Source organism: Chitinophaga pinensis DSM 2588 (genome assembly GCF_000024005.1).
Classification (GTDB): domain Bacteria; phylum Bacteroidota; class Bacteroidia; order Chitinophagales; family Chitinophagaceae; genus Chitinophaga; species Chitinophaga pinensis.
This window is the reverse complement of sequence record NC_013132.1, coordinates 478134-499648: the sequence shown is the minus strand read 5'-3', so window position 1 is coordinate 499648 and position 21515 is coordinate 478134. Positions and strand designations below refer to the sequence as shown.

The following is a 21515-nucleotide window of genomic DNA, read 5'->3' as shown; positions in this document are numbered from 1 at the left end:
ATCATATGAAGATCCCCTCTATAGTAAAAACTTACTGGCAGATCCTGAGGCAGACTGTCAATGACTTTATGGATGATAAGGTGCTCAAGCTCAGTGCGGCATTATCCTATTACACTATCTTTTCCATTGCACCCATGCTGATTGTGATCATCACCTTGTGCGATGTGTTCCTGGGAAAAGAAGCCATTGAGGGTAGTGTATATGGGCAGATCAATGATATGGTCGGTAATGAGGCGGCTTTGCAGATCCAGCAGATGATCAAAAATGCAGCCCTTTCCGGAGATTCTACCGTGGCTACCGTAATCGGGATAGTGACCCTGATCATCGGTGCCACCAGTGTATTTGGTGAAATCCAGGACTCTATTAACTTTATCTGGCAGCTGAAGGCCAAACCTAAAAATGGTCTGCTGAAAATGCTGCTCAACCGATTATTATCTTTCTCCATGGTGGTCAGCCTCGGATTTATTCTGATGGTTTCCCTGGCTATGAACGGTATCATAGAACTGTTCAGTCAACAACTGGCAGTCCTGTTCCCACAGGTAACCATGGTATTGGTATATATCGTCAACCTGGCCCTGACCTTCCTGATCATCAGTTTCCTCTTTGCCATTATCTTCAAAGTGTTGCCAGACGCCAAAGTGAGGTGGAAACATGTGATCGTGGGAGCTGTCACTACGGCCATCCTGTTCATGATCGGGAAATTCGCCATCGGCATGTACCTGGGATCCAGTAAGGTAGGGACTGCCTATGGGGCCGCAGGGTCTATTGTCATTATCCTGCTCTGGGTGTATTATTCGGCGATAATCCTGTATTTTGGGGCCGAATTTACCCAGGTGTATGTGCAGCATTTCGGCGGAAAGATCAGACCCAATGAATATGCAGTGTATGTGAAGGAAGTGCCGGTAGAAACGGATGAATTGCCGGTAACAGCCCCTGTAACCAATGAAAAAGGTAAATAACAGGCTCCTTTAATTCCGAAAACCCTTATTATATTTGCGCCACTATGGCTACAGATCAGAACAAATTCCAGGCGATTATCTCGCATTGTAAAGAATACGGCTTCGTATTCCAGTCCAGTGAAATATACGACGGCCTAAGTGCAGTCTATGACTATGGCCAGAACGGAGCACAGTTGAAGAAGAATATCCGCGATTACTGGTGGAAGAGTATGACCCAGATGCACGAGAATATCGTGGGGATCGACTCTGCTATTTTCATGCATCCTACTATCTGGAAAGCTTCCGGACATGTGGATGGGTTCAGTGATCCAATGATCGATAATAAGGACAGCAAGAAACGTTATCGTGTAGACCATCTGATAGAAGCGCATGCTGAAACCCTGCCTGAGGGCAACGGAGATGTGCTGATCAGCAAAATGAATGAATTGCTGGCAGCAGATGATCTGGCTGGTTTAAAAACACTCATAGAAACTTATAACATCCAGTGTGCTGTTAGTAAAACTGCTAACTGGACAGATGTTCGTCAGTTTAACCTGATGTTCTCTACCCAGTTGGGTAGCGTGACAGACGAAGCAAGCGAAATTTACCTGCGTCCGGAAACCGCACAGGGTATCTTTGTAAACTTCCTGAACGTACAGAAAACCGGCCGTATGAAGATACCTTTTGGTATCGCGCAGGTTGGTAAGGCTTTCCGTAATGAGATCGTAGCCCGTCAGTTCATCTTCCGCATGCGTGAATTTGAGCAGATGGAAATGCAGTTCTTCGTACGCCCTGGCACCCAGAAAGAATGGTTCGCCTATTGGAAGGAAGAGCGCCTGAAATGGCATAAGAGTCTGGGTATCGATCCTGATAAGTACAGATTCCATGTACACGATAAACTGGCTTTCTATGCTGACGCAGCAGAAGATATCGAATATGAATTCCCTATCGGTTTCAAAGAGGTAGAAGGTATTCATAGCCGTACTGACCATGATCTGAGCAGACACCAGGAGTTCAGCAGAAAGAAAATGCAGTATTTCGATACAGAAATTAACCAGAACTACATCCCGTATGTGATAGAAACTTCTATCGGTCTGGATCGTATGTTCCTGCTGACAATCTGTGATGCTTATGTTGAGGAAGACCTGACTAAAGATGGTAAAGAAGACAGCCGTGTGGTAATGAAACTGCCTGCGAAGCTGGCTCCGGTGAAACTGGCTATTTTCCCACTGACTAAGAAAGACGGTCTGCCAGAAATCGGAAAAGAACTGATGGACAAGTGTAAATCAGCTTTCCATTGTTTTTATGAGGAAAAAGATGCTATTGGCAGACGTTACCGCCGCCAGGATGCTATCGGTACACCATTCTGCGTAACGATCGACCACCAGACCAAAGAGGACGGCACTGTTACTATCCGCTACCGCGATAACATGGAACAGGAAAGAATCCCAATGGATAAAGTGAAAGAGCTCGTGTTGAATAAGATCAACGAATAGAAAATAAGTATAAATTATAGAAAGGCCGCATCCCAGGATGCGGCCTTTCTCATTGTAGTATATCTTTTAACCATATAACTCCTGGTGAATATCATGTTTGTCATAACCCAGTGCCAGGATACGGTGTTTGGCCTCGTCGATCATATTTTTCCAGCCGCATAAGAAGAAATGTGCCGGCTGACGTTGTGCCAGTTCCTCATAAATAAGATGCACATACCCTTTTCTGCCGCTCCATTTGTCATCATCCCTGGATAGTGTAGGCGTATAATGAAAGTCTGTCAATTCTTTTTCCAGGTCCCACATCTCCGCCGCATACAGCAGATCGCATTGCTGTCGGCACCCATATATAAGATGTATAGGCGGATGTGCCAGATCGTGCGCCTTTATATATTGCGCCATGGCCCTGAAAGGAGCAATACCAGTGCCTGTACAGATAAAGAAAAGGTCTTTGTCCAGTTGTTCGGGTAATACAAAGTGACCTAACGGGCCTTTTAATACCAGTTCGCTCCCTTCTTTAACGTGGTTAAAGAGATAGTTGGTACCTGCCCCTCCTTCCAGTAATACAATCACCAGTTCAATGGTATTGGTACCATCCGGCGGGGAGGCAATGGAGTAGCTGCGCCAGCGTTTGTTTTTTTGTTCGTGTATGGGAAGATCGAGGGTGACAAACTGCCCGGCTTTAAAGCTGAACTGCTCCAGCTCGGGGATCTGTATCCAGAACCTGCGTGTATTATGGGTTTCCTGTACGATACGGGTCACCAGTCCCTTATGCCATTGGTCCGCCATTTGTGTGGAATTTATTTATACTAAATATAACCAATTTAGTCCGTAAGCGGTCGTCCCGATCCGGTATACCATTTATGGACTGATAACAGTAATTCCGTATCTTTGCAACCCTCATGAATATACAGGCTGTTTTACAACTGTACCAGCGAGATTCCCGCCTGCAACAGCTGGTGAAAGGGATACATTTGTCCGATCCACAGTATTTTCAATTAACAGGATTAACAGGAAGTGCCACCACATTCGTAGCTGCGGGAGCTTGGGAGATGGCCAATTCCGTTAATCACCTTTTCATTCTCAATGACAGAGAAGAGGCCGCCTATTTCCATAATGACCTTGAGTCAATTACGCAGGGGCTGGACATCTTCTACTTCCCGGACTCCTTTAAAAAGGCCGGCTTCTTCAACGAGATCAACAGTAGTCATAGTATGCTGCGTACGGAGGCACTGATGAAGTTCTCCGGTAATGCCGTACACAAGAAAGTATTGGTTACCTACCCGGAAGCACTCTGGGAAAAAGTAGCAGCTTCTGTTGCCTATACAGGCAACATGGTGCAGCTGAAAGTAGGCGACGTACTGAAAGTGGATGACCTGCTGAACAAACTCGTCAGCTGGGGCTTTGAGTTCACTGACTTTGTGTATGAACCGGGACAGTATGCGCTGCGTGGCGGTATCCTCGATATCTACTCGTTTGGTAATGAAAAGCCTTACCGTATTGAACTGTTTGGAGAAGACATCGATTCTATCCGTCTGTTTGATCCGGAAAGTCAGCTGAGTGAACGTAAGCTCAATCAGGTTACACTGATTGCCAATATGGATACCCAGGGGCTGAAACACGAGAAAGCCTCCCTGCTGGGCTTCCTTCCTGAAAATACCATTGTCTGGATGAAAGACCCTGGTTATGTGCAGGACGTGATCCTGCAACTGGAAGAAAGACTGGATGCTTTTCTGCAAACGGGGCAACAGGTGAAGGTAGGTGATGATGATACCATCGCATTATCAGAAGCTGACTTTGTCAAAGCACATGCGATGATGCAGGACCTGCTGCGCAGACACTGTATTGTATTCGGTAGTCGCCAGTGGTGGGAAGATACCAATCGTGCTTTCATACCGCTGAACTTTGAAACGCAGGAACAACCTGTCTTTAACAGACAGTTTGAAATGCTGATCAAAGATCTCGACGCGCACAACAAGAATAAATACACACTTTTCATCTTCGCAGAAAATGCCCGTCAGCTGGAAAGGCTGCGCAGCATTTTTGAAGACCTGAAAGCTGATTTTACCTTCTTCCCGATCCCCTCTCCTGTCAGCCATGGCTTCATTGATCACTCGCTGAAACTGGTATGTTATACTGACCACCAGATCTTCCAGCGTTATCATAAGTACAAGGTTAAACAGGCTTACAACAAGAACAAGGCGATTACAATGAAAACCCTGCGTGAACTACAGGCGGGTGATTTTGTAACGCATATTGATCATGGTGTAGGTGTGTACAGTGGCTTGCAGAAGATTGAAGTAGGTGGTAAAATGCAGGAGGCTATCCGTATTATCTACAAGAACAATGACCTCTTGTATGTAAACATTAACTCCCTGCATAAAATCAGCAAGTATTCCGGCAAAGAAGGTGTTGAACCGCGTGTGAATAAGCTCGGTAGTGATGCCTGGGATAAGCTGAAAGAAAAAGCAAAAACACAGGTTAAGGATATTGCTAAAGACCTGATCCAGTTGTATGCTGCGCGTAAGGCCCAGACCGGGTTCCCTCACTCGCCGGATACCTATCTGCAGACAGAGTTGGAAGCATCCTTCCTGTATGAAGATACACCTGACCAGAGTAAAGCAACTGCCGACGTTAAACGCGATATGCAGTCGCCTGCTCCGATGGATCGTCTTGTCTGTGGTGATGTTGGTTTTGGTAAGACAGAGATTGCGGTACGTGCTGCATTCAAATCTATTGTTGACGGTAAACAAGCTGCTGTATTGGTGCCCACTACCATTCTTGCATTCCAGCACTACAAGACTTTCTCAGATCGTCTGAAAGACTTCCCATGTACAGTCGACTATCTTAACCGTTTTAAATCGGCAAAAGAAAAGAAGGAAACACTGCAAAGATTGGCAGAAGGTAAGATCGATATTATCATCGGTACACATGCACTGCTGAGTAAGGATGTGAAGTTCAAGGATCTCGGTGTAATGGTGGTCGATGAAGAACAGAAATTTGGTGTAGCTGCGAAGGAAAAACTGAAACAACTGAAGATAAACGTAGATACGCTGACACTAACGGCAACACCTATACCGAGAACATTGCAGTTCTCATTAATGGGTGCAAGAGATCTGTCGGTGATCAATACGCCGCCGCCTAACAGGCAGCCGATAGAAACAGAGGTACATGTCTTTGATCATGACCTGATCCGTGATGCTATTTATTACGAAACAGAGCGTGGCGGACAGGTATACTTTGTATACAATCGTGTGAAAGGTTTGGGTGAAATGAGCAGTCTGATCAAAGGTCTTTGTCCTGATCTTTCTATTGCCACTGCACATGGTCAGATGGAAGGTCATCAGCTGGAAGAGGTGATCCTTGACTTTATCGATCGTAAATATGATGTACTGGTATGTACCAATATCGTGGAAAGCGGTGTGGACATTCCAAATGCAAATACTATCATCATCAACAATGCACATCACTTCGGATTGAGTGATCTGCATCAGTTGCGTGGACGTGTGGGTCGTAGCAATAAAAAAGCATTCTGTTATCTGCTGGCGCCACCTATCAGTACATTGCCCGGCGATAGCCGCAAGCGCCTGCAAACGCTGGAACAGCATAGTGAGCTTGGTAGTGGATTCCAGATCGCTATGCGTGACCTTGATATCCGTGGTGCAGGTAACCTTTTAGGAGGTGAACAAAGCGGATTTATGGCAGAGATAGGCTTCGATATGTATCAGAAGATTCTTGACGAAGCAATCCGTGAATTGAAGCAGAATGAATTCCGTGATCTCTTTAAAGATCAGCTGGAAGAGAAGAAAGACTTTGTGAGTGACTGTACCATCGATACTGATCTGGAGATCCTGATCCCTGACAGTTATGTGGAAAGTATACAGGAACGTCTGAACCTCTACCAGGAGCTCGATAACATTACGCTTGAAAGCAAGTTACAGGCATTTGAAGTTGAAATGCAGGACCGTTTCGGGCCTGTTCCGGAGCCGGTAAAAGACCTTTTCTGTATGATCCGTTGTCGTTGGATGGCGATCAAGCTTGGCTTTGAAAAAATGATGCTGAAAGAAGGGAAATTACGTTGCTATTTTATTAACAATCCTGATTCTCCATATTTCGAATCACCGACGTTTAATCATATTCTTACTTACCTGCAAACAAGAGTAAACAATGCGAAACTCAGACAGGTAGGAAAGAACTTTATGCTGGTAGCAGATAAGATAGTGACGATGAGTGATCTGTATGACTTCCTGCATAATATGGAAGACGCAAGAAACGAGAAGTAAGAACGCATTCAGCGATAAACAAGTATGGCGCATCAATATTGATGCGCCATACTTGTTTATACTAATTACTTTGCAGCGTAACAGGATATCATCTCACAATTGTCACTGTACCTCTTCTGTTAAATACGTTCCCTCTGTAATCCGTTCCCTGTATCATCCACACATAAGTTCCTGCAGGCATCTGCTGGCCTTTGTAGCTGCCGTCCCAGCCGGTCAGAAGCGATTGTGTACGGAATACTTCCTGTCCCCATCTGTTCCATACACAGAAGAAATCAAGTGTTGCAACACCGGGAGAAATAGCCCGGAAAATATCATTCTGTCCATCATTGTTAGGAGAAAATGCAGTTGGTACATAGAAGTCCGGACCTGCATACACTTTAATGTGTATAGTGTCCATATCAATGCAACCCTGTGGAGAAGTTACTGTCAGATAGTAGGTCTGATCATTATTCAGTATCGCTGTCGGATTAGCTGTATAAGGATCTGTGAGTCCGTTGTCAGGTGTCCAGCTGAACTGAAGATTATTACCGCCGGTGACTGCCTGTAACTGTAATGGCTGACCACGCGCAATGAGTGTATCGTTACCCAGATCCAGTTTGATATCCGAAACAGTTACCGGCACATAAGCGGTATCTGAGAAGCATCCTTTGGTGCTGAGTGTATGTAGGGATGCTTCATATTCACCCCCATCCGGATAGATATAATCGATGTTTTGTACTGTCTGCTGTTGTCCGTTCCCCATATCCCAGTACCATTGCGACAACGGAATGGAAGGTGTTAAATCCGTGCCTGTGAATGCAACAGGTTCTCCGATACACACGCTTTCTCCTGCAGCTGCAATCGCAGGTGTCGGATATACATTGACAGGTTTGGAGATCTCTGCGCCACAGCCTTCGGAACTTGTCACCTGCAGCCTGACAGTGTAAGTGCCGGTACTATCATAACTGAATACAGGTGTTTGGGTGGTCTCAATCGTACCGTTGCCCATATCCCATACCCATTGACGCAATGTGCCTACATCCAGGGTTGTTTTATCCGTGATACTAACGATACGGCTCGTACAAAGTGAGTCATAAGAGAAATCAGGGATAGGATAACTACCAATTGTAAGGTCTTGTTTCATGGTATCTGATACACAGCCACTGTTGTCTTCTATGAGAAGTTTTACCTGGTACCTGCCGGGTTTAGCGTATTGATGTGGAGGAGGATCAGGTACGGAAGCGGTTGTACCATCTCCGAAATCCCAGCGCCAGCGTGTGATGCTGCCAAATGATTTTGAGTTGTCCGCAAAGACAATGGCGGAGCCGTCACAGAAGAGCTGGTTGCTGTTAAATTCCAGCTGGGGGCGCAAGGCGGCACAGAACTGTTGTTTGTTAGATGCTCCACCTGTTGCGGCGCCAAAACCCCAGAATACCATCGGGTCGCCGCCAAATACCTCTGCGACCAGGTCTTTCTGTATGCTTAAACGCAGGGAGTCGTCCATACTCACTTCCAGTTGTTTGGTGGCCGCATTCCATTTAATATGAAAGATGTGCCAGTTACAGTCTTCGATGTTGTCATTATTTGCCAGTGCTGTAACAGGTCCTGCCAGGTTATTGGTACTGCTGTGTGAGATATCACCGTTAATCTGGATAGATACGTGATCGTAGTAAGGATCACCGTCATCCATGTTTTGCCAGGTATCTATAATAACGCCAAGGGAAGGTCTGATATTCTGAAAGCCTATGCCCTGACCGGTGGCCCCAAGGTTTGTACCCTGTGTTTGCAGAATAAAACCGATGCCATCTGCACCGTTTTCATCTTTACAACCCAGGTTGACATCAAAATAATAATCAAAGGAATTATTCAGGCTGATCTTATTCTTATTCCATACTGTACCGCTCGAAGTACCCTGATCTTCTGTAAGCACATAACAATTACAAGTCCGTTGTGTCGCAGCCCCATTCAATATATATGGGGTCTGTAGTTGAGCATGTACCGTTGTATGGGATAAAAAAAGAAGCCAGCACAATCCTGCTATAAGCAACAATGCTCTGGTCATAGGCAAATACTGTGTCAGTAAAATAAAAAAAATAATCAGTGTAACATATCCCCGACTTGCACGTTACAGGCAGATACTCCATATATCTTTAATCATAAAGTGTTGAGCACTGGTATACTGGGAAAATATTTTTTTACCCCTTTATGGAATCAGGATATTTTATCGCATCATATAGGCAGACAACGGAAACTAATATTCATTTTAACATCAAATCACAACAGTATGAAAAAGGTAATGTTTTTACTGGCAGGAATACTCGTAGCAACTTTCAGTCAGGCACAGCAGACAGACAACAAGCCTCCTGTTAAGAAAATCGAAGTAACAGGCTCCGCAGAGATTGAAATCACTCCTGACGAGATCTATCTCGATATCTCCCTCCGCGAGTTCAAAAATAAAACGACTAAAGTAGACATGAATACACTGGAACTCCAGTTACAGAAAGCGGTGAAAGAAGCTGGTATACCTGCCGGCGATCTGACTATCGCGAATGTATTTGGTACGAACTATGACCAGTGGTGGACTAAAAAGAAAAAAGACCCTGATTTCATGGCGCGTAAACAATACCGTCTTAAACTGAGCAATCTGGATAAGGTAAACAGCATCCTGGGTGGCGTAGATGATGAAGGTATTGAAAGCGTAAACATCAGCAGCTATACACACAGCAAAATGGAAGATTACCGTAAACAGGTAAAAACCAAAGCTTTACAGGCTGCGAAAGCAAAAGCTACCTATATGCTGGAAGCAATCGGTGATAACATCGGTGGTGTGCTGGAAGTACAGGAAATCAATACGGATAACTATGCAGATGTACAGCCAGTGGCTTTCGCTAATGCGCGTTTAATGGCTACTGATGCAGTTGCTGATCCTGCTGCTTTCAAGAAAATAAAAGTACGTGCAGAAGTAAGAGCGGTGTTCTTCATCAAGTAATTACTGTCGCATAAATAGAAAAAGGGAGCATGCTTTACCGCTGCTCCCTTTATTTTTGTTACATATCCATCTATATCAGCTATCCCACCATACTTTGTCCGTGAGTTTTGCTTTTTGTAAATCCTGTGGATTGGCACTGATCTCATTCAAAGGATACAGGAATCTGCGCGGCAGACTTGTCACCGTATTATTAGGAATCATTTTCAATGCCGGATAACCGGTACGACGCCAGTCTGTATAGTTTTCAACAGAAAGGAAATTAGCCGTCGCTTTTTCTTCAATGATCAGTTGCAGGGCGTTATTCGCAGTCAGTATACCTCGTTTGGATAAGAAAGTCTGTGCTGCTGCACTGTTGGTGTCAACACCCAGTTTTAGCAGATTACCCGCCACTGCTTGTCTGAATGCCGGTTGAGCGGCATTATATCCTGATGTGATATAGTTAGCCTCTGCTTTCAGGAATAAGGCTTCTGCTGCATTCAATATGTAGACCTTCGATCCGATTGCGCCATAGAAACTACCGGCAACGGAGAAGTCCTGTAATGCACCAGCGCCTGAACCGATCACGTTACCATTGTATTTGCCGGTATTCTCTGCTTTGCTGACCAGAGATGATATACGGGGATCAGCATACTTCATCAATGAATCCACATAATGAGAAGACAGTACTAACGTAGAGGTATTGTAGAAGTGCAGATACCAGGCATTGGAAGATGTCGAAGAGCCGTTATAAGCAAATGAACAGTCGTCATCGTTATTCGTCATACCATTGCCGAGTGCTGTCAGTGCAAGATTCGCCTGTGTTTTTGCATCATAACCGGGTGCTTTGGTAAGATGCATATAATACCTTGCCTTCAGCGTATAAGCCATCTTTGTCCACTTATTCATATCACCGGCATAGTAGTAATCGTCTGTGCCTGGTGTACTTCCTCCATCTGATTGTAATTGTGTGATGGCTTCGTCCAGCAGTGATTGTATACTCTTGTAAATGTCTTCCTGTTTATCATAGCTGGGCGTTGTATTTCCGGTTCCGGTAAATGCCGTTGCATTGGGAATGTCGCCCCACAGATCAGTGGCTGTGCCCAGTGTATATGCTTTCAGTACCTTCGCAATCCCTGCATATTTAAGATTACCGTTGGCTGTTGCCTGCTTGTCCAGTATGGTGACGTTGTTCAGTACCACGACATAGAATGAATTCCAGAAGTCGTCAAAATTGGAACTGGTCACCATATAATTGGCCGTATTCGGCATAGGCTGATTCGGCACACAGTTTTGCATCCACTGATTCACCAGTGTGGCAGCATTTCCTGCTGCTATGTATTGGGAGACACCTGCTTCCAGGGGCGCCAGTAAAAGTGATTCAGAGACGTCAGAAGGCACGTTTGAATTCTGGTTGACGTCCAGGTATTTGCTGCAGGCAGACAGTGTAATTGCTGCCGTTAATGCTATCGTGATGAATGGTCTTTTCATGTTGCGTAGTTTACTAGAACGTGAATTTTAATGTGCAGTCAAATGAACGGGCTGTAGGCGCAGAGAAAGTATATACGCCTAATCCGCCATTACCAGCGCCCCATGAGTTTACTTCAGGATCTCCGCCGGTAAATGTTTTGTCTTTGTGTATCCACAGATTGCGGCCGGTAAGTACGATGGAAGCATCTTTGAATGGCGTGCGTGCTGTTGCGCCTTTTCTGAAAGTATAAGAAAGACTCACGTTACGCAGTTTTATGTAAGATGCATGCTGAATAAATGCTTCCGTAATTCCGCTGATCTGCTGGAAATAGGCCTGTCCGGTCACCACCTGTTTGTTAGGCGCATTGTTTGCATCGCTGACACCTGGTACTACTCTGTCCTCCCGTTTTTCTGTTTGTTTTGAGCTGCCATAATAGAGCCCGTATCCATCATCTGAGTTCAGTATATCACCGCCCTGTTTGGTGTCAAAGAAGAAGCTTAAATTGAATTGTTTGTAGCGTAACTGATTCGTGATACCTCCTATCCAGTCGGGTGTGATGTTACCGACTACGTCAAATTCGCCGGAGGCGTAAGGTAATCCTGCTTCATTGATGCGTAACTGACCATCTGCTGTACGTGCGTATTTAGTACCGAAGATCAATCCCCATGGTTCTCCTTTTTTTGCATAAATACTGCCAATGCTTGTCTGATCCAGATCAGGACTGATCTCTTCTACTTTCTGTTTCAGCTTTGTGTAATTGATCGTTATATCCCAGCTGAAATCTTTTGTGGTGACAGGTGTCACATTTAACAGTACTTCAATACCTTTAGTTGACATCTTCGCAGAGTTAATAGTCGTACTCGCATAACCGGTAGAGTTGGCGAGTGAGATGTTTTCGACAATCCCCTGTGTCATACGCCGGTTGAAATAAGACGCTTCCAGTCCGACCCTGCTTTTGAACATTTTCATTTCCAGACCCAGTTCATACTCTTTCTGCAGCTCATTTTTCAGATTAGGGTTACCTAATGCAGAGCTGATCAGGAAACCATTCTGGCCATTATAAGGAAAGGTAAGATTGCTGCTCACATCCCCATAGATCACTGCCTGGTAATAGGGTGTGGTGGTAGCGTATGGTTTCACATTGTCATTACCAACAGAAGCAAACGAAGCCCTAACTTTACCAAAGTTGATCACATCTTTCAGCTTGTCTTTGAATAATTCGGAGAAGATAAATCCACCTGCTACAGAGCCATATGGGTAATATCTGTTTTCGGAGGACAATACAGAGCTGCCATCATATCGTCCGGTGAGAGACAGTACTAACATGCGATTGTAGTCTACTTCTGCCTGCGCATAGAAGCCTGTTTTCCGTCTCAGATACTCTGTGCCGGTATAAGTAATGGAAGAAGCGCTGGCCATGTTATAATAGCCTGGTTTTGCCAATCCGAGACCTAATGCCGTCATGAAGTCGCCGTGTTCTGAATAGACGTTGTTACCTAACAGCAGACTTACGTTTGTGTTGTTAAACTGTTGTCTCAGCTGCACGATGAAATCGTGGTTGAACTGTCTGAAGTTTTTATTGTTGTAGTACGTTAATCCTGTTGCATAGGTAATGTCATTTGTATTCACGTGATAGGTCTGCTGATCAGTGTAGATATCAGCACCTGCGCGTTCTGTAACGGAAAGCCATTCAAACGGTGTGTACACAAAAGTAAATACCGGCAGGAACCTGTTCACAACGGTTGTGTTCAGCACGTTATCTAATACCCAGTAAGGATTGTTGCGGCTGTAGCGGTACAGACGTTGTGACCCATCCGGATTCAGCGCTGGTTTCAGATCATAGGATACAGGTGCTGTAAAGATGGTCCATAGCGGAGATTCAAGCCCATATCCTTCCGGTACTTTTTTGTTGTTGGCAGTGCTGTATGTCAACTGAAAAGTAGCGTTCAGTTTGTCGATGATCTGCGCGTTGTATTTCGTGAATACACTGTGCCGTTTATATGAAGTTACGGGTATTGTTCCTTTCTGATCGAAGTAGGAATAAGACATGAAATAATTCGATGTCGATCCGCCGCCGGATACGCTGACTGTACTATTGGAAGTCACGCCTGTCCGGAAGAATTCTTCCAGCGGATTATGCGCTTTTATTTTTTGTCCGTTCACTGTTAATGTATCCATACGAGGTCCCCATGAGGTACTGCTTTTCATGCTTTCTCCATCATAGAATACGCCTTTGTCCCCCTGTGCATAGAGGTATTGACGATCAGGAAAAATGGTCTTTTCGAAAGATAAACCGGATGATAATGTCACTACTGGTTTACGGCCTGCAGCGCCTTTCCTGGTGGTGACAAGTACAACCCCTCGTGCACCAGCGGAGCCGTATAAAGCAGTAGCTGCAGCTCCTTTTAATACGTTAATGCTTTCAATGGTGGACGGATCTATATCGGCCAGTCTGTTGGTGCCTGAACCACCGTTATAGGTGCCGCCGCTTTCGTCATTGTTAATAGGTACACCATCCATAACAAACAGTGCCTGGTTTTCACCAGATATGGAGGTAATACCACGGATGACTATACGTGCTGAACTGCCTGGCATACCTGAAGAACTGGTGATCTGTACACCGGCTACCTTTCCTGTCAAAGCGTTCAGTACGTTGGGTTCCTTTGCACGTAATACCTCATCGCTTTTTACCTCCTGTGCGCTGAAGGTGAGATTTCTTTTTTCTTTTTTTACGCCTAATGCAGTCACTACTACTTCATTCAGATCACTGGCATTTTCTGTCAGCGAGATATTGAAGTGTTGTTCACCATTAACAGGAATCTCCTGCAGGTTATATCCGACGGCGCGGATAATGAGTATGGCATTGGGGGATACTTCCAGTTTAAATGAGCCGTCCTGCGCAGTAGTTGTCCCTTTTGAAGTGCCTTTGATGATGACGGAGGCGAAGCTGATAGGCTGCTTTTTTTCATCGGTCACTGTTCCATCTATTCCCCTTGTTTGTGCTATTGCTGAGGAATAGATCAGCAGTCCCGCGAGCAACGCCAGCAGGTGAAATACGTTTCTTTTCATACAACGAGATTAGATATTGGTTTTTGTGATTTCCCCTCTAAATAACTGATCCCGTCATCTGCGCAAATGACTTAAAATGATATATACTCAAATGTAATATTGGAAGGGGGCTAACCTTTTTATGATTCTTGACTATCTATAGACGGATATTAACCAAAAAAAAGTCCCGCCTTGAAAGGCGGGACACGATGGAAAAAGATTTCAAAAAAACGATGATCAATTAATATTTACTTTAAACTTTCCGTCCGTTAATGGCTTTTCTGATTCACCATTGTTTAAAATGCCGTCGAATGTGCCTTCGGCATACTTACTATTTATGCTTGTAATTTTTATAGTCGCTGTTTTGCTTTCGTAAGTGTCAGAACCGGATACAGAAGAAGTGAATATTATACTTGCCTTTTCTGTATTGGTGTAGGTGCCTGTTTTCAGTGTATCAGGGAAGATCACTGTCATAATGATAGCGCTGTTCAGGTTACTGGTCAGTCCTTGTATCATTAAGACCTTTTTACCTATTACGGTCGTGTCAAACACTTCACCGTAAGCGGTATTAGCTGAATAGGAAGCACCATCAAATTTGAATTCACAGGAACCGGATGCCAGTACTGCCTTGTCTTTCTGGCAGGATGCGAAAGTAATGAGGCAGAGGCACAGGAATCCCAGCAGGGAATAGAGTTTCATAGGATAGGTAGTTTCTTCAGGTATAGTGATAAATAGGAGTGCAAATTAGCTACTTTCCAATGAATTAAATAAATTATTTATAAGTTTTTTAACAGGTATGATGCAATAAAATGGGAACTGACTGGGAATGAAGGAGAAATGAAACGAGGTAGAAAGGTGTTAGAAAAGCAAAAGCCCTGGTCTGATCGGACCAGGGCTTTTATATTGTGCGTAAACACTTCAAATTTTATGCATCGATCTTCGCATATTTCGCATGTGACTCGATGAATTCCCTTCTTGGAGGAACTTCATCACCCATCAGCATACTGAATACGCGATCTGCTTCTGCAGCGCTTTCGATGGTTACCTGTTTCAGGGTACGGTTATCCGGGTTCATGGTAGTTTCCCACAGCTGTTCTGCGTTCATCTCACCAAGACCTTTATAACGCTGGATCGTTACGCTGTCTTCTTTACCGCCTGCGATCTTAGCGATAGCTGCTTTACGGTCTTCTTCAGTCCATGCGTAGATCTGTTCTTTACTCTTTTTCACCAGGTAAAGTGGTGGCTGCGCGATGTACACATAACCCTGTTCAACCATTGCCTTCATATAACGGAAGATAAAGGTGAGGATCAGTGTAGCGATGTGACTACCATCCACGTCAGCATCCGTCATGATGATCAGTTTGTGATAGCGCAGTTTGGAGAGGTTGAGGGCTTTGTCATCTTCTTCCGTACCGATGGTTACACCAAGTGCGGTGAAGATGTTTTTAATCTCCTCATTCTCATATATCTTATGCTCCATGGCTTTCTCCACGTTCAGGATTTTACCCCTGAGCGGCAGGATCGCCTGGAAGCTACGGTTACGTCCTTGTTTAGCCGTACCACCTGCGGAGTCACCCTCTACCAGGTACAGTTCACATTTTTCAGGATCATTTTCAGAGCAGTCAGCCAGTTTACCAGGCAAGCCGCTTCCACTCAGTACGCTCTTACGCTGTACCATCTGGCGTGCTTTACGGGCTGCTTCACGCGCCTGTGCTGCCAGTACCACTTTATTGATAATGATCTTGGCTTCGCGGGGATGTTCTTCCAGGTAGGCATCCAGTACGGCTGCTACGGAACTGTCCACAACCCCCATTACATCGGAGTTACCGAGTTTGGTTTTGGTCTGGCCTTCGAACTGTGGTTCAGGTACTTTTACGCTGATGATAGCGCTCAGACCTTCACGGAAGTCATCACCTGTTACTTCGATCTTGGTTTTTTCGAACATTTTGTTCTTATCACCATAGCTCTTGAAGATACGGGTTATCGCACGGCGGAAGCCTGCTACGTGTGTACCACCTTCGATCGTGTTGATGTTATTGACGTAGGAGAAGATATTCTCACTGAAAGAGTCGTTATAGATCACTGCTACTTCAACGGCCACGTTGCTGCTTGCGTCGTGTGCTTCGATGAAGATTGGATCAGGCAACAGACCATTACGACGGCCGTTACGATCCAGCATCTGTACGAATTCGATGATACCGCCTTCGCTGTAGAAAGTTTCAGTGACAGAATTACCTGCTTCGTCCTTTTCACGGTCGTCAGTCAGGGTAATTTTGATCTTACGGTTCAGGTAAGCCAGTTCACGCAGACGGCCAGCCAGGATCTCACGGTTGTAGATGGTTTCCTTGAAGATCTCATTATCTGGTTTGAAGTGAACGGTCGTACCGGTTGAGTCGGAGGTACCGATTTCGCGAACCGCATATTGCGGTACACCGCGCTGGTATTCCTGCTCAAATAATTTTCCTTCGCGGCGTACGGTTACATGGAGTTTGTCACTGAGTGCATTTACGCAACTCACACCCACTCCGTGCAGACCACCGGATACTTTATATGTATTTTTATCGAATTTACCACCAGCGTGTAACACTGTCATTACTACCTCCAGTGCGGAACGTCCTTCTTTAGGGTGCATTCCGGTTGGGATACCACGACCGTCATCCGTTACCAGGATGGAGTTATCTTCACAGATAGTTACACTGATATTTTTACAGTAACCGGCAAGGGCTTCATCGATGGAGTTGTCCACCACCTCATATACAAGGTGATGCAGCCCCTTGACACCAATGTCGCCGATATACATGGCCGGGCGCTTGCGCACCGCTTCCAGGCCTTCCAATACCTGTATACTACCCGCATCATAGCCACTGCTGGCAGGGGTAGGTGCTTGCACTAATTCTTCGCTCATATTTGGGTGTAAAATGTGTTTAGATTTGAATCCTCGTGAATTGTGCAAAAATACGAAAAATGAGGCTTATTTCCATATTTAACACATGGTTTTTGAATCGTTGATATCCACATTTTCGCCTGAGAAATCAGATAGGGGAATTTTCTCCTAATGCGGTCTCTTTGATCCCCGTAAACAGGGTCTTCCAGACCAGGTTAAAGAAGGACTTGGTAATATCCCTTTCATATTTCGGGTGCGCCAGGCGGGTTTCTCCGCCGTCCGGGTTGGCGTCTTTGATCACCAGGGCGTTAGCCAGAAAGCTCAGCAATCCTTTCTTTTTAAACTCGTGTGAATTGTCTTTTTTCTTTAAAATATTCACTTTCAGGTTACTATAAAGGAATTTCACCTGACCGGATGCCCTTCTTTCGTTGCCGGACATATTGAAAGTCAGGTCCTGGATCTGGCAGGACTTGATCTCCACCATACCTAAAGGCTTCAGTACGGGGTTCAGTTCCCGGCCGTCCATATCTTTCAGTTGCCCGGATACGCCAAATGCACCGCTACTGTCTTTCATAGAGAAGTCAAAATGCGCCCTTAGTTTACCGCTATTCATTAAAATGGCATTGATATCCGCAGTGATATGCGCATTTTTAGCCACCATACTGTCTATATTGGTGATATTCCGGAAAGTACCGTGTATGTGTTTAAAACTGAGTCTGCCGGCTTCTTCTGATTTCGGACTGATCTCCGTATAGGTCAGTTCGGTCTTCTTGCCGATCATTGTATCTATATATATAGGTACTGCGAGTCTTTTGAATAGCTGGTTCGGGTAACCCCCCAGTTTGTTGCCCGGACCATCCGGTAATTTCCTGTTATGATAGATATCAAGTTCACCGCTGCCGATAGTGAGTTTATTTGCCCATATTACCTGATGTTCCAGTAACATGCGCGGTTGTAACTGGGCCAGTTCGATGTCATTTAGTTTGACGTCAAAACGGTCACGTTGTGTTTTTGCTTTGATGTCAAATGCAGCCCTTGCGTAGCGGGGTTCTACGGCAAACTGTCCAATCCGTAGCGTTTGTTCCTCGGCACTGTACAATACGTCTTTTATGTGCATCCAGTAGAGGCTGTCCGGTGTCCGGTAACGGTATTCTTTCAGACCGAATTCATAGTTGCGCGCATACAGGAAACGTGTCGGGTCTTCCAGGGCTACTGAGTCAATCAGGAAATCCTTGACCTGGATACGCAGGTCTTCCAGGTGTGTCATAACAAGGCCGCTGTCAGGTTTTATGACGGTGTATTTAAGATTCGTATGATCAAAACGGAGATTGCCCAGGTAAAGCGACTTTATTTTAGCCGAAATATTCTGATAGGCGTTTTTAGGGGCAGAAGTATCCTTGTTCGTGGTATTGTATTCCAACAGTACGATCGGGTTTTCAAAAACCAGCGAACCTGCGCTCAGTTCCTTTTTCATAAAATAACGCCATACCCTGAAATAACTGAGCGAGATTCTGTCGGCCGTAAAACTGTAGATCAGTTTCGGCGCTTTCTGTTCCTGTTGTAGACGTTTATATACGTCCGGATCCCTGATCAGGCTTACTTTTTCAAGGCTGAGACTACCAGTGATGGGATTCAGGGCCATATCTGCATAACGTAGGGTATACAGACTGTCCGACATGTCCATTATATACGACCGGAGCTGCCACTGAATCTGCCTGTTCCAGCGGTGTCCGATGTACCATGCGGCTCCCAGTATCAGTGCTACTAACAGCAGGAAGCTCAGGAGGATTTTCACCCATATATTTTTGAAAAAGGATTGTTTGTGCATCATATACAATTAAACGAAATTCATACCATTGTCCCTATATCAAGGTAGTAGAAAATAGAAAGCGGGTGTTTTTTTTCTACTGCAAGTAAAAAATATTGATGATCATCAATAAATCATAAGTAGTTGTATTATAATTATTTATGTTAATTTGGGTGTCGTTTTGAAGGGGTTGCTATTGTAACCTGAATGTCAAAACGTTTTTGAATAAATTTTGAATGCCTATTTTTGTGACGGATTTAACAAAATGCAAGGCGTGAAAGAGGTTCAGGATATATTAGCATTGGCTATCAGGCAGCCCGCGATGAGCGATCAGCTGCAGCTGGCAGAAAACGACGCTGTAGCGGTGCCGGACTGCCTCGACTTTACATTGCAACGGTTTACGTATGATCGTCCGTTGCCGGTAGAAGATATTGCCATGGTGGTATATCAACCTGCCAAACGTGGTCAGACTGCTGCCATTGAGTTGCGCTATTGTGTCGCCGGCAATAAATATTGTCAGAATCCGGGTTGTACGGATCAGGTATGTGCTGGCGGGCATAAAGACAACTGTGTACAGAAGTCTCCATCTATTGATATGATCACTGTAAGGTTTCAGCCTTCTTTCATACAATCCCTGCAGAAAGGGTCTACCAACTCTACCCTTTTTGACATGCAGTCCCGCAAGCCTTTTGTGAAGACGATTCAGCCAAGCACTAAATCCAAAGAGGTGCTGGAGCAGATGGTACATCATAATTATGATGGCGCCCTGAAGAATATCTTCCTGCAGAGTAAAGCGTTGGAACTCTTACTGTTTAGTTCTGACCAGTTTGTACAGAATGATACGGATGATCGTTATGGTTGTCGTTTCCTGACACAGCTGGAAGACCGTGAAAAGATCGAAAAGGCAAGAGATATTTTACTGGAGCAGCTGGATGCACCGATTACGATCCGTGACCTGGCTCGTCGTGTTGCGATGAATGAATGTTACCTGAAAAAAGGGTTCAAAGCGATGTATGGCACTACGATCTATGATTATTTCCAGAAAGAGAGAATGGAAAAGGCCAAAAGCCTGCTGTACGAAAGAGGCATGTCTGTGTCTGAGGTAGCGATTCTGATGGGTTATTCCTGTATTTCGCACTTCTCTACCGCTTTTAAGAAGCACACAGGACTGAAGCCATGTGAATTGCTGCTGAGATGAGAATAATACAGAAAATAATTTGAAGCCTGATCAGATATGATCAGGCTTTTTGTTTTATGTAGCTGATATTCAGATTGTTGGGTTGGTTGCAAGAGGCTGGTATAGAGAGGGATCGTTTCTTTTCCCGATTTGATCATTACTTTTCCCGAATACAAAAACACTCCCGGGAATATTGGTGTTTCTTTGTATCACGATCGGCTGATATCTATCCCGATCTTCCTTATAAGCTTCCTTATCAGATTTGACCATGGAGAAAGCTTACTGAGCAAAAAAAGAGTAAAGCCATCGATTTTTGCACCTCATAACACCAATTTTGACCTTTTGGAAAAAGTGCATTTTTGTTCAGTAAGTTTTCTACCGTAATTACATAAAGCCGTCTCGTCTCACGAGACGGTTTTTGTTTTGGACAAGTCACCGATATACCTGCAATTTTTCCTTCCGGCACTGCTTTTCCAGCGATATATCATTGCTTATCTGACCAGGTTCAGAAGCCGTTTAGATAAGGCTTATCCTACGTTCATCTTACGTTCACCAACGTAGGATGAACGTAGGATAAAGCATATAAAGCAAATATCAGAACGGGTATAAGAAGCAAAATAATGATTAGCCGTGCTACCGGAATGCGTGGAAAGAGAGGACTGTGATGTTGATCTATTGTACAGTCTGTAGAAAAAAATACGTAAAGATGGGGCTGGTTAATAGGAATTTATACTAAATTGAGTACTGTCTGAATTTCAGATATTACGTCAGATCGTCGTTGGGTATGACATTCTGTGTCCAAAGGTGACAGGAGAGTATGTGGCATATAAAAAAAAGAAAACCCCGCCCAAAAGAGCAGGGTCTGTCCTATTTATCCCTATACCTATGAAATACAAATTAATGTGGTTAATTATTCTGCAACGGTGCCACTTTCATTCACTAACACAGATCTCTCTGTACCGTTGTCCTGAATATTAACCTTATAATATGCAGCTACGTCGGATCTTTCAATTCTCGAACCGTCCTTAATGGTGGCGGTAGGATATTTAGATCTCAGCGTAGAGGCTACTGCTTCTGGTAACCTGTCTGCTGCATAAGTGCTACGGGTTGCAATCCACTTACCATCAGCATCATATTCGGCCGCAGTCTTTACATCTTCTTTAGTAAAGTTCGCTACCCAATGTCCGCTGTAGTTCTTCGCCCACTTCGCTTCTGTGCCTGAAAAGTTCTGCTGAAAAGCATCCTTTACGATAACAGGAGCTACTACCTCTTTTTTCGCAACTACCTTCTTTGTTTTTTTTGCTGATTTCTTTTGTGCAAAAGTTGTGCCGGAAGATATGAGTGCCACACAAATTATTAATACTAACTTTTTCATAAATAATCAGATATGGTTTTTCAATTGGGTTGAGTTTTTCAACTTATTCTTCCGTCGTAATTACCAAAACAATGCCAAAAAGTAATCAACGAACT

The 21515-nt window shown here is 44.5% G+C and carries 13 protein-coding genes; 5 read left to right on the top strand and 8 right to left on the bottom strand.

What is annotated here, in order from left to right; all coding sequences use genetic code 11:
* The first annotated feature begins 5 nt into the window (after positions 1-5).
* Together CPIN_RS02035 and CPIN_RS02030 are read left to right on the top strand one after the other, a co-directional pair.
* A complete protein-coding gene (locus tag CPIN_RS02035) occupies positions 6-959 on the top strand; it encodes a YihY/virulence factor BrkB family protein (RefSeq protein WP_012788086.1) in 954 nt (317 codons plus the stop codon).
* Between the two features lie 44 nt (positions 960-1003).
* The gene (locus tag CPIN_RS02030; RefSeq protein WP_012788085.1) at positions 1004-2434 is read left to right on the top strand and encodes a glycine--tRNA ligase; all 1431 of its coding nucleotides are present in this window, start codon (positions 1004-1006) and stop codon (positions 2432-2434) included.
* 66 nt (positions 2435-2500) lie between these two features.
* On the opposite strand, the gene CPIN_RS02025 is transcribed toward CPIN_RS02030, so the two are convergent.
* Entirely contained in the window at positions 2501-3220 is a 720-nt protein-coding gene (locus tag CPIN_RS02025) for a ferredoxin--NADP reductase (protein ID WP_012788084.1), read from the bottom strand.
* Positions 3221-3333: 113 nt separating this feature from the next.
* Here CPIN_RS02025 and mfd point away from each other — a divergent pair, with 113 nt between their 5' ends.
* Positions 3334-6714 (top strand): transcription-repair coupling factor, encoded by a 3381-nt coding sequence (mfd, locus tag CPIN_RS02020; RefSeq protein ID WP_012788083.1) that lies wholly within the window; start codon positions 3334-3336, stop codon positions 6712-6714.
* 88 nt (positions 6715-6802) lie between these two features.
* Here mfd and CPIN_RS02015 read toward each other — a convergent pair whose 3' ends face one another.
* The gene (locus CPIN_RS02015) at positions 6803-8755 is read right to left on the bottom strand and encodes a lectin-like domain-containing protein (RefSeq protein WP_012788082.1); all 1953 of its coding nucleotides are present in this window, start codon (positions 8753-8755) and stop codon (positions 6803-6805) included.
* A gap of 222 nt (positions 8756-8977) precedes the next feature.
* Here CPIN_RS02015 and CPIN_RS02010 point away from each other — a divergent pair, with 222 nt between their 5' ends.
* On the top strand, positions 8978-9682 hold the full coding sequence (locus tag CPIN_RS02010) for an SIMPL domain-containing protein (protein WP_044217646.1): 705 nt from the start codon (positions 8978-8980) through the stop codon (positions 9680-9682).
* Between the two features lie 75 nt (positions 9683-9757).
* Here CPIN_RS02010 and CPIN_RS02005 read toward each other — a convergent pair whose 3' ends face one another.
* The 5 genes from CPIN_RS02005 to CPIN_RS01985 all read right to left on the bottom strand — a co-directional run bounded on the left by CPIN_RS02005 (position 9758) and on the right by CPIN_RS01985 (position 18892).
* The gene (locus tag CPIN_RS02005) at positions 9758-11149 is read right to left on the bottom strand and encodes a SusD/RagB family nutrient-binding outer membrane lipoprotein (protein ID WP_012788080.1); all 1392 of its coding nucleotides are present in this window, start codon (positions 11147-11149) and stop codon (positions 9758-9760) included.
* Positions 11150-11162: 13 nt separating this feature from the next.
* The gene (locus tag CPIN_RS02000; RefSeq protein WP_012788079.1) at positions 11163-14198 is read right to left on the bottom strand and encodes a SusC/RagA family TonB-linked outer membrane protein; all 3036 of its coding nucleotides are present in this window, start codon (positions 14196-14198) and stop codon (positions 11163-11165) included.
* A gap of 216 nt (positions 14199-14414) precedes the next feature.
* Positions 14415-14876 carry a hypothetical protein gene (locus CPIN_RS01995; protein ID WP_012788078.1) on the bottom strand — a complete coding sequence of 154 codons (462 nt, stop codon included), beginning with the start codon at positions 14874-14876 and terminating at the stop codon, positions 14415-14417.
* A gap of 226 nt (positions 14877-15102) precedes the next feature.
* On the bottom strand, positions 15103-17082 hold the full coding sequence (gene gyrB / locus CPIN_RS01990) for a DNA topoisomerase (ATP-hydrolyzing) subunit B (protein WP_012788077.1): 1980 nt from the start codon (positions 17080-17082) through the stop codon (positions 15103-15105).
* A 127-nt stretch (positions 17083-17209) separates the two neighbouring features.
* Positions 17210-18892, bottom strand: coding sequence for a hypothetical protein (locus CPIN_RS01985; RefSeq protein ID WP_012788076.1), 1683 nt, complete (start codon positions 18890-18892; stop codon positions 17210-17212).
* A 250-nt stretch (positions 18893-19142) separates the two neighbouring features.
* On the opposite strand from CPIN_RS01985, the gene CPIN_RS01980 reads away from it, so the two are divergent.
* Positions 19143-20066 (top strand): helix-turn-helix domain-containing protein, encoded by a 924-nt coding sequence (locus CPIN_RS01980; protein ID WP_186774190.1) that lies wholly within the window; start codon positions 19143-19145, stop codon positions 20064-20066.
* Between the two features lie 889 nt (positions 20067-20955).
* Here CPIN_RS01980 and CPIN_RS01970 read toward each other — a convergent pair.
* On the bottom strand, positions 20956-21420 hold the full coding sequence (locus tag CPIN_RS01970) for a PepSY-like domain-containing protein (protein ID WP_012788073.1): 465 nt from the start codon (positions 21418-21420) through the stop codon (positions 20956-20958).
* Positions 21421-21515: the final 95 nt, after the last annotated feature.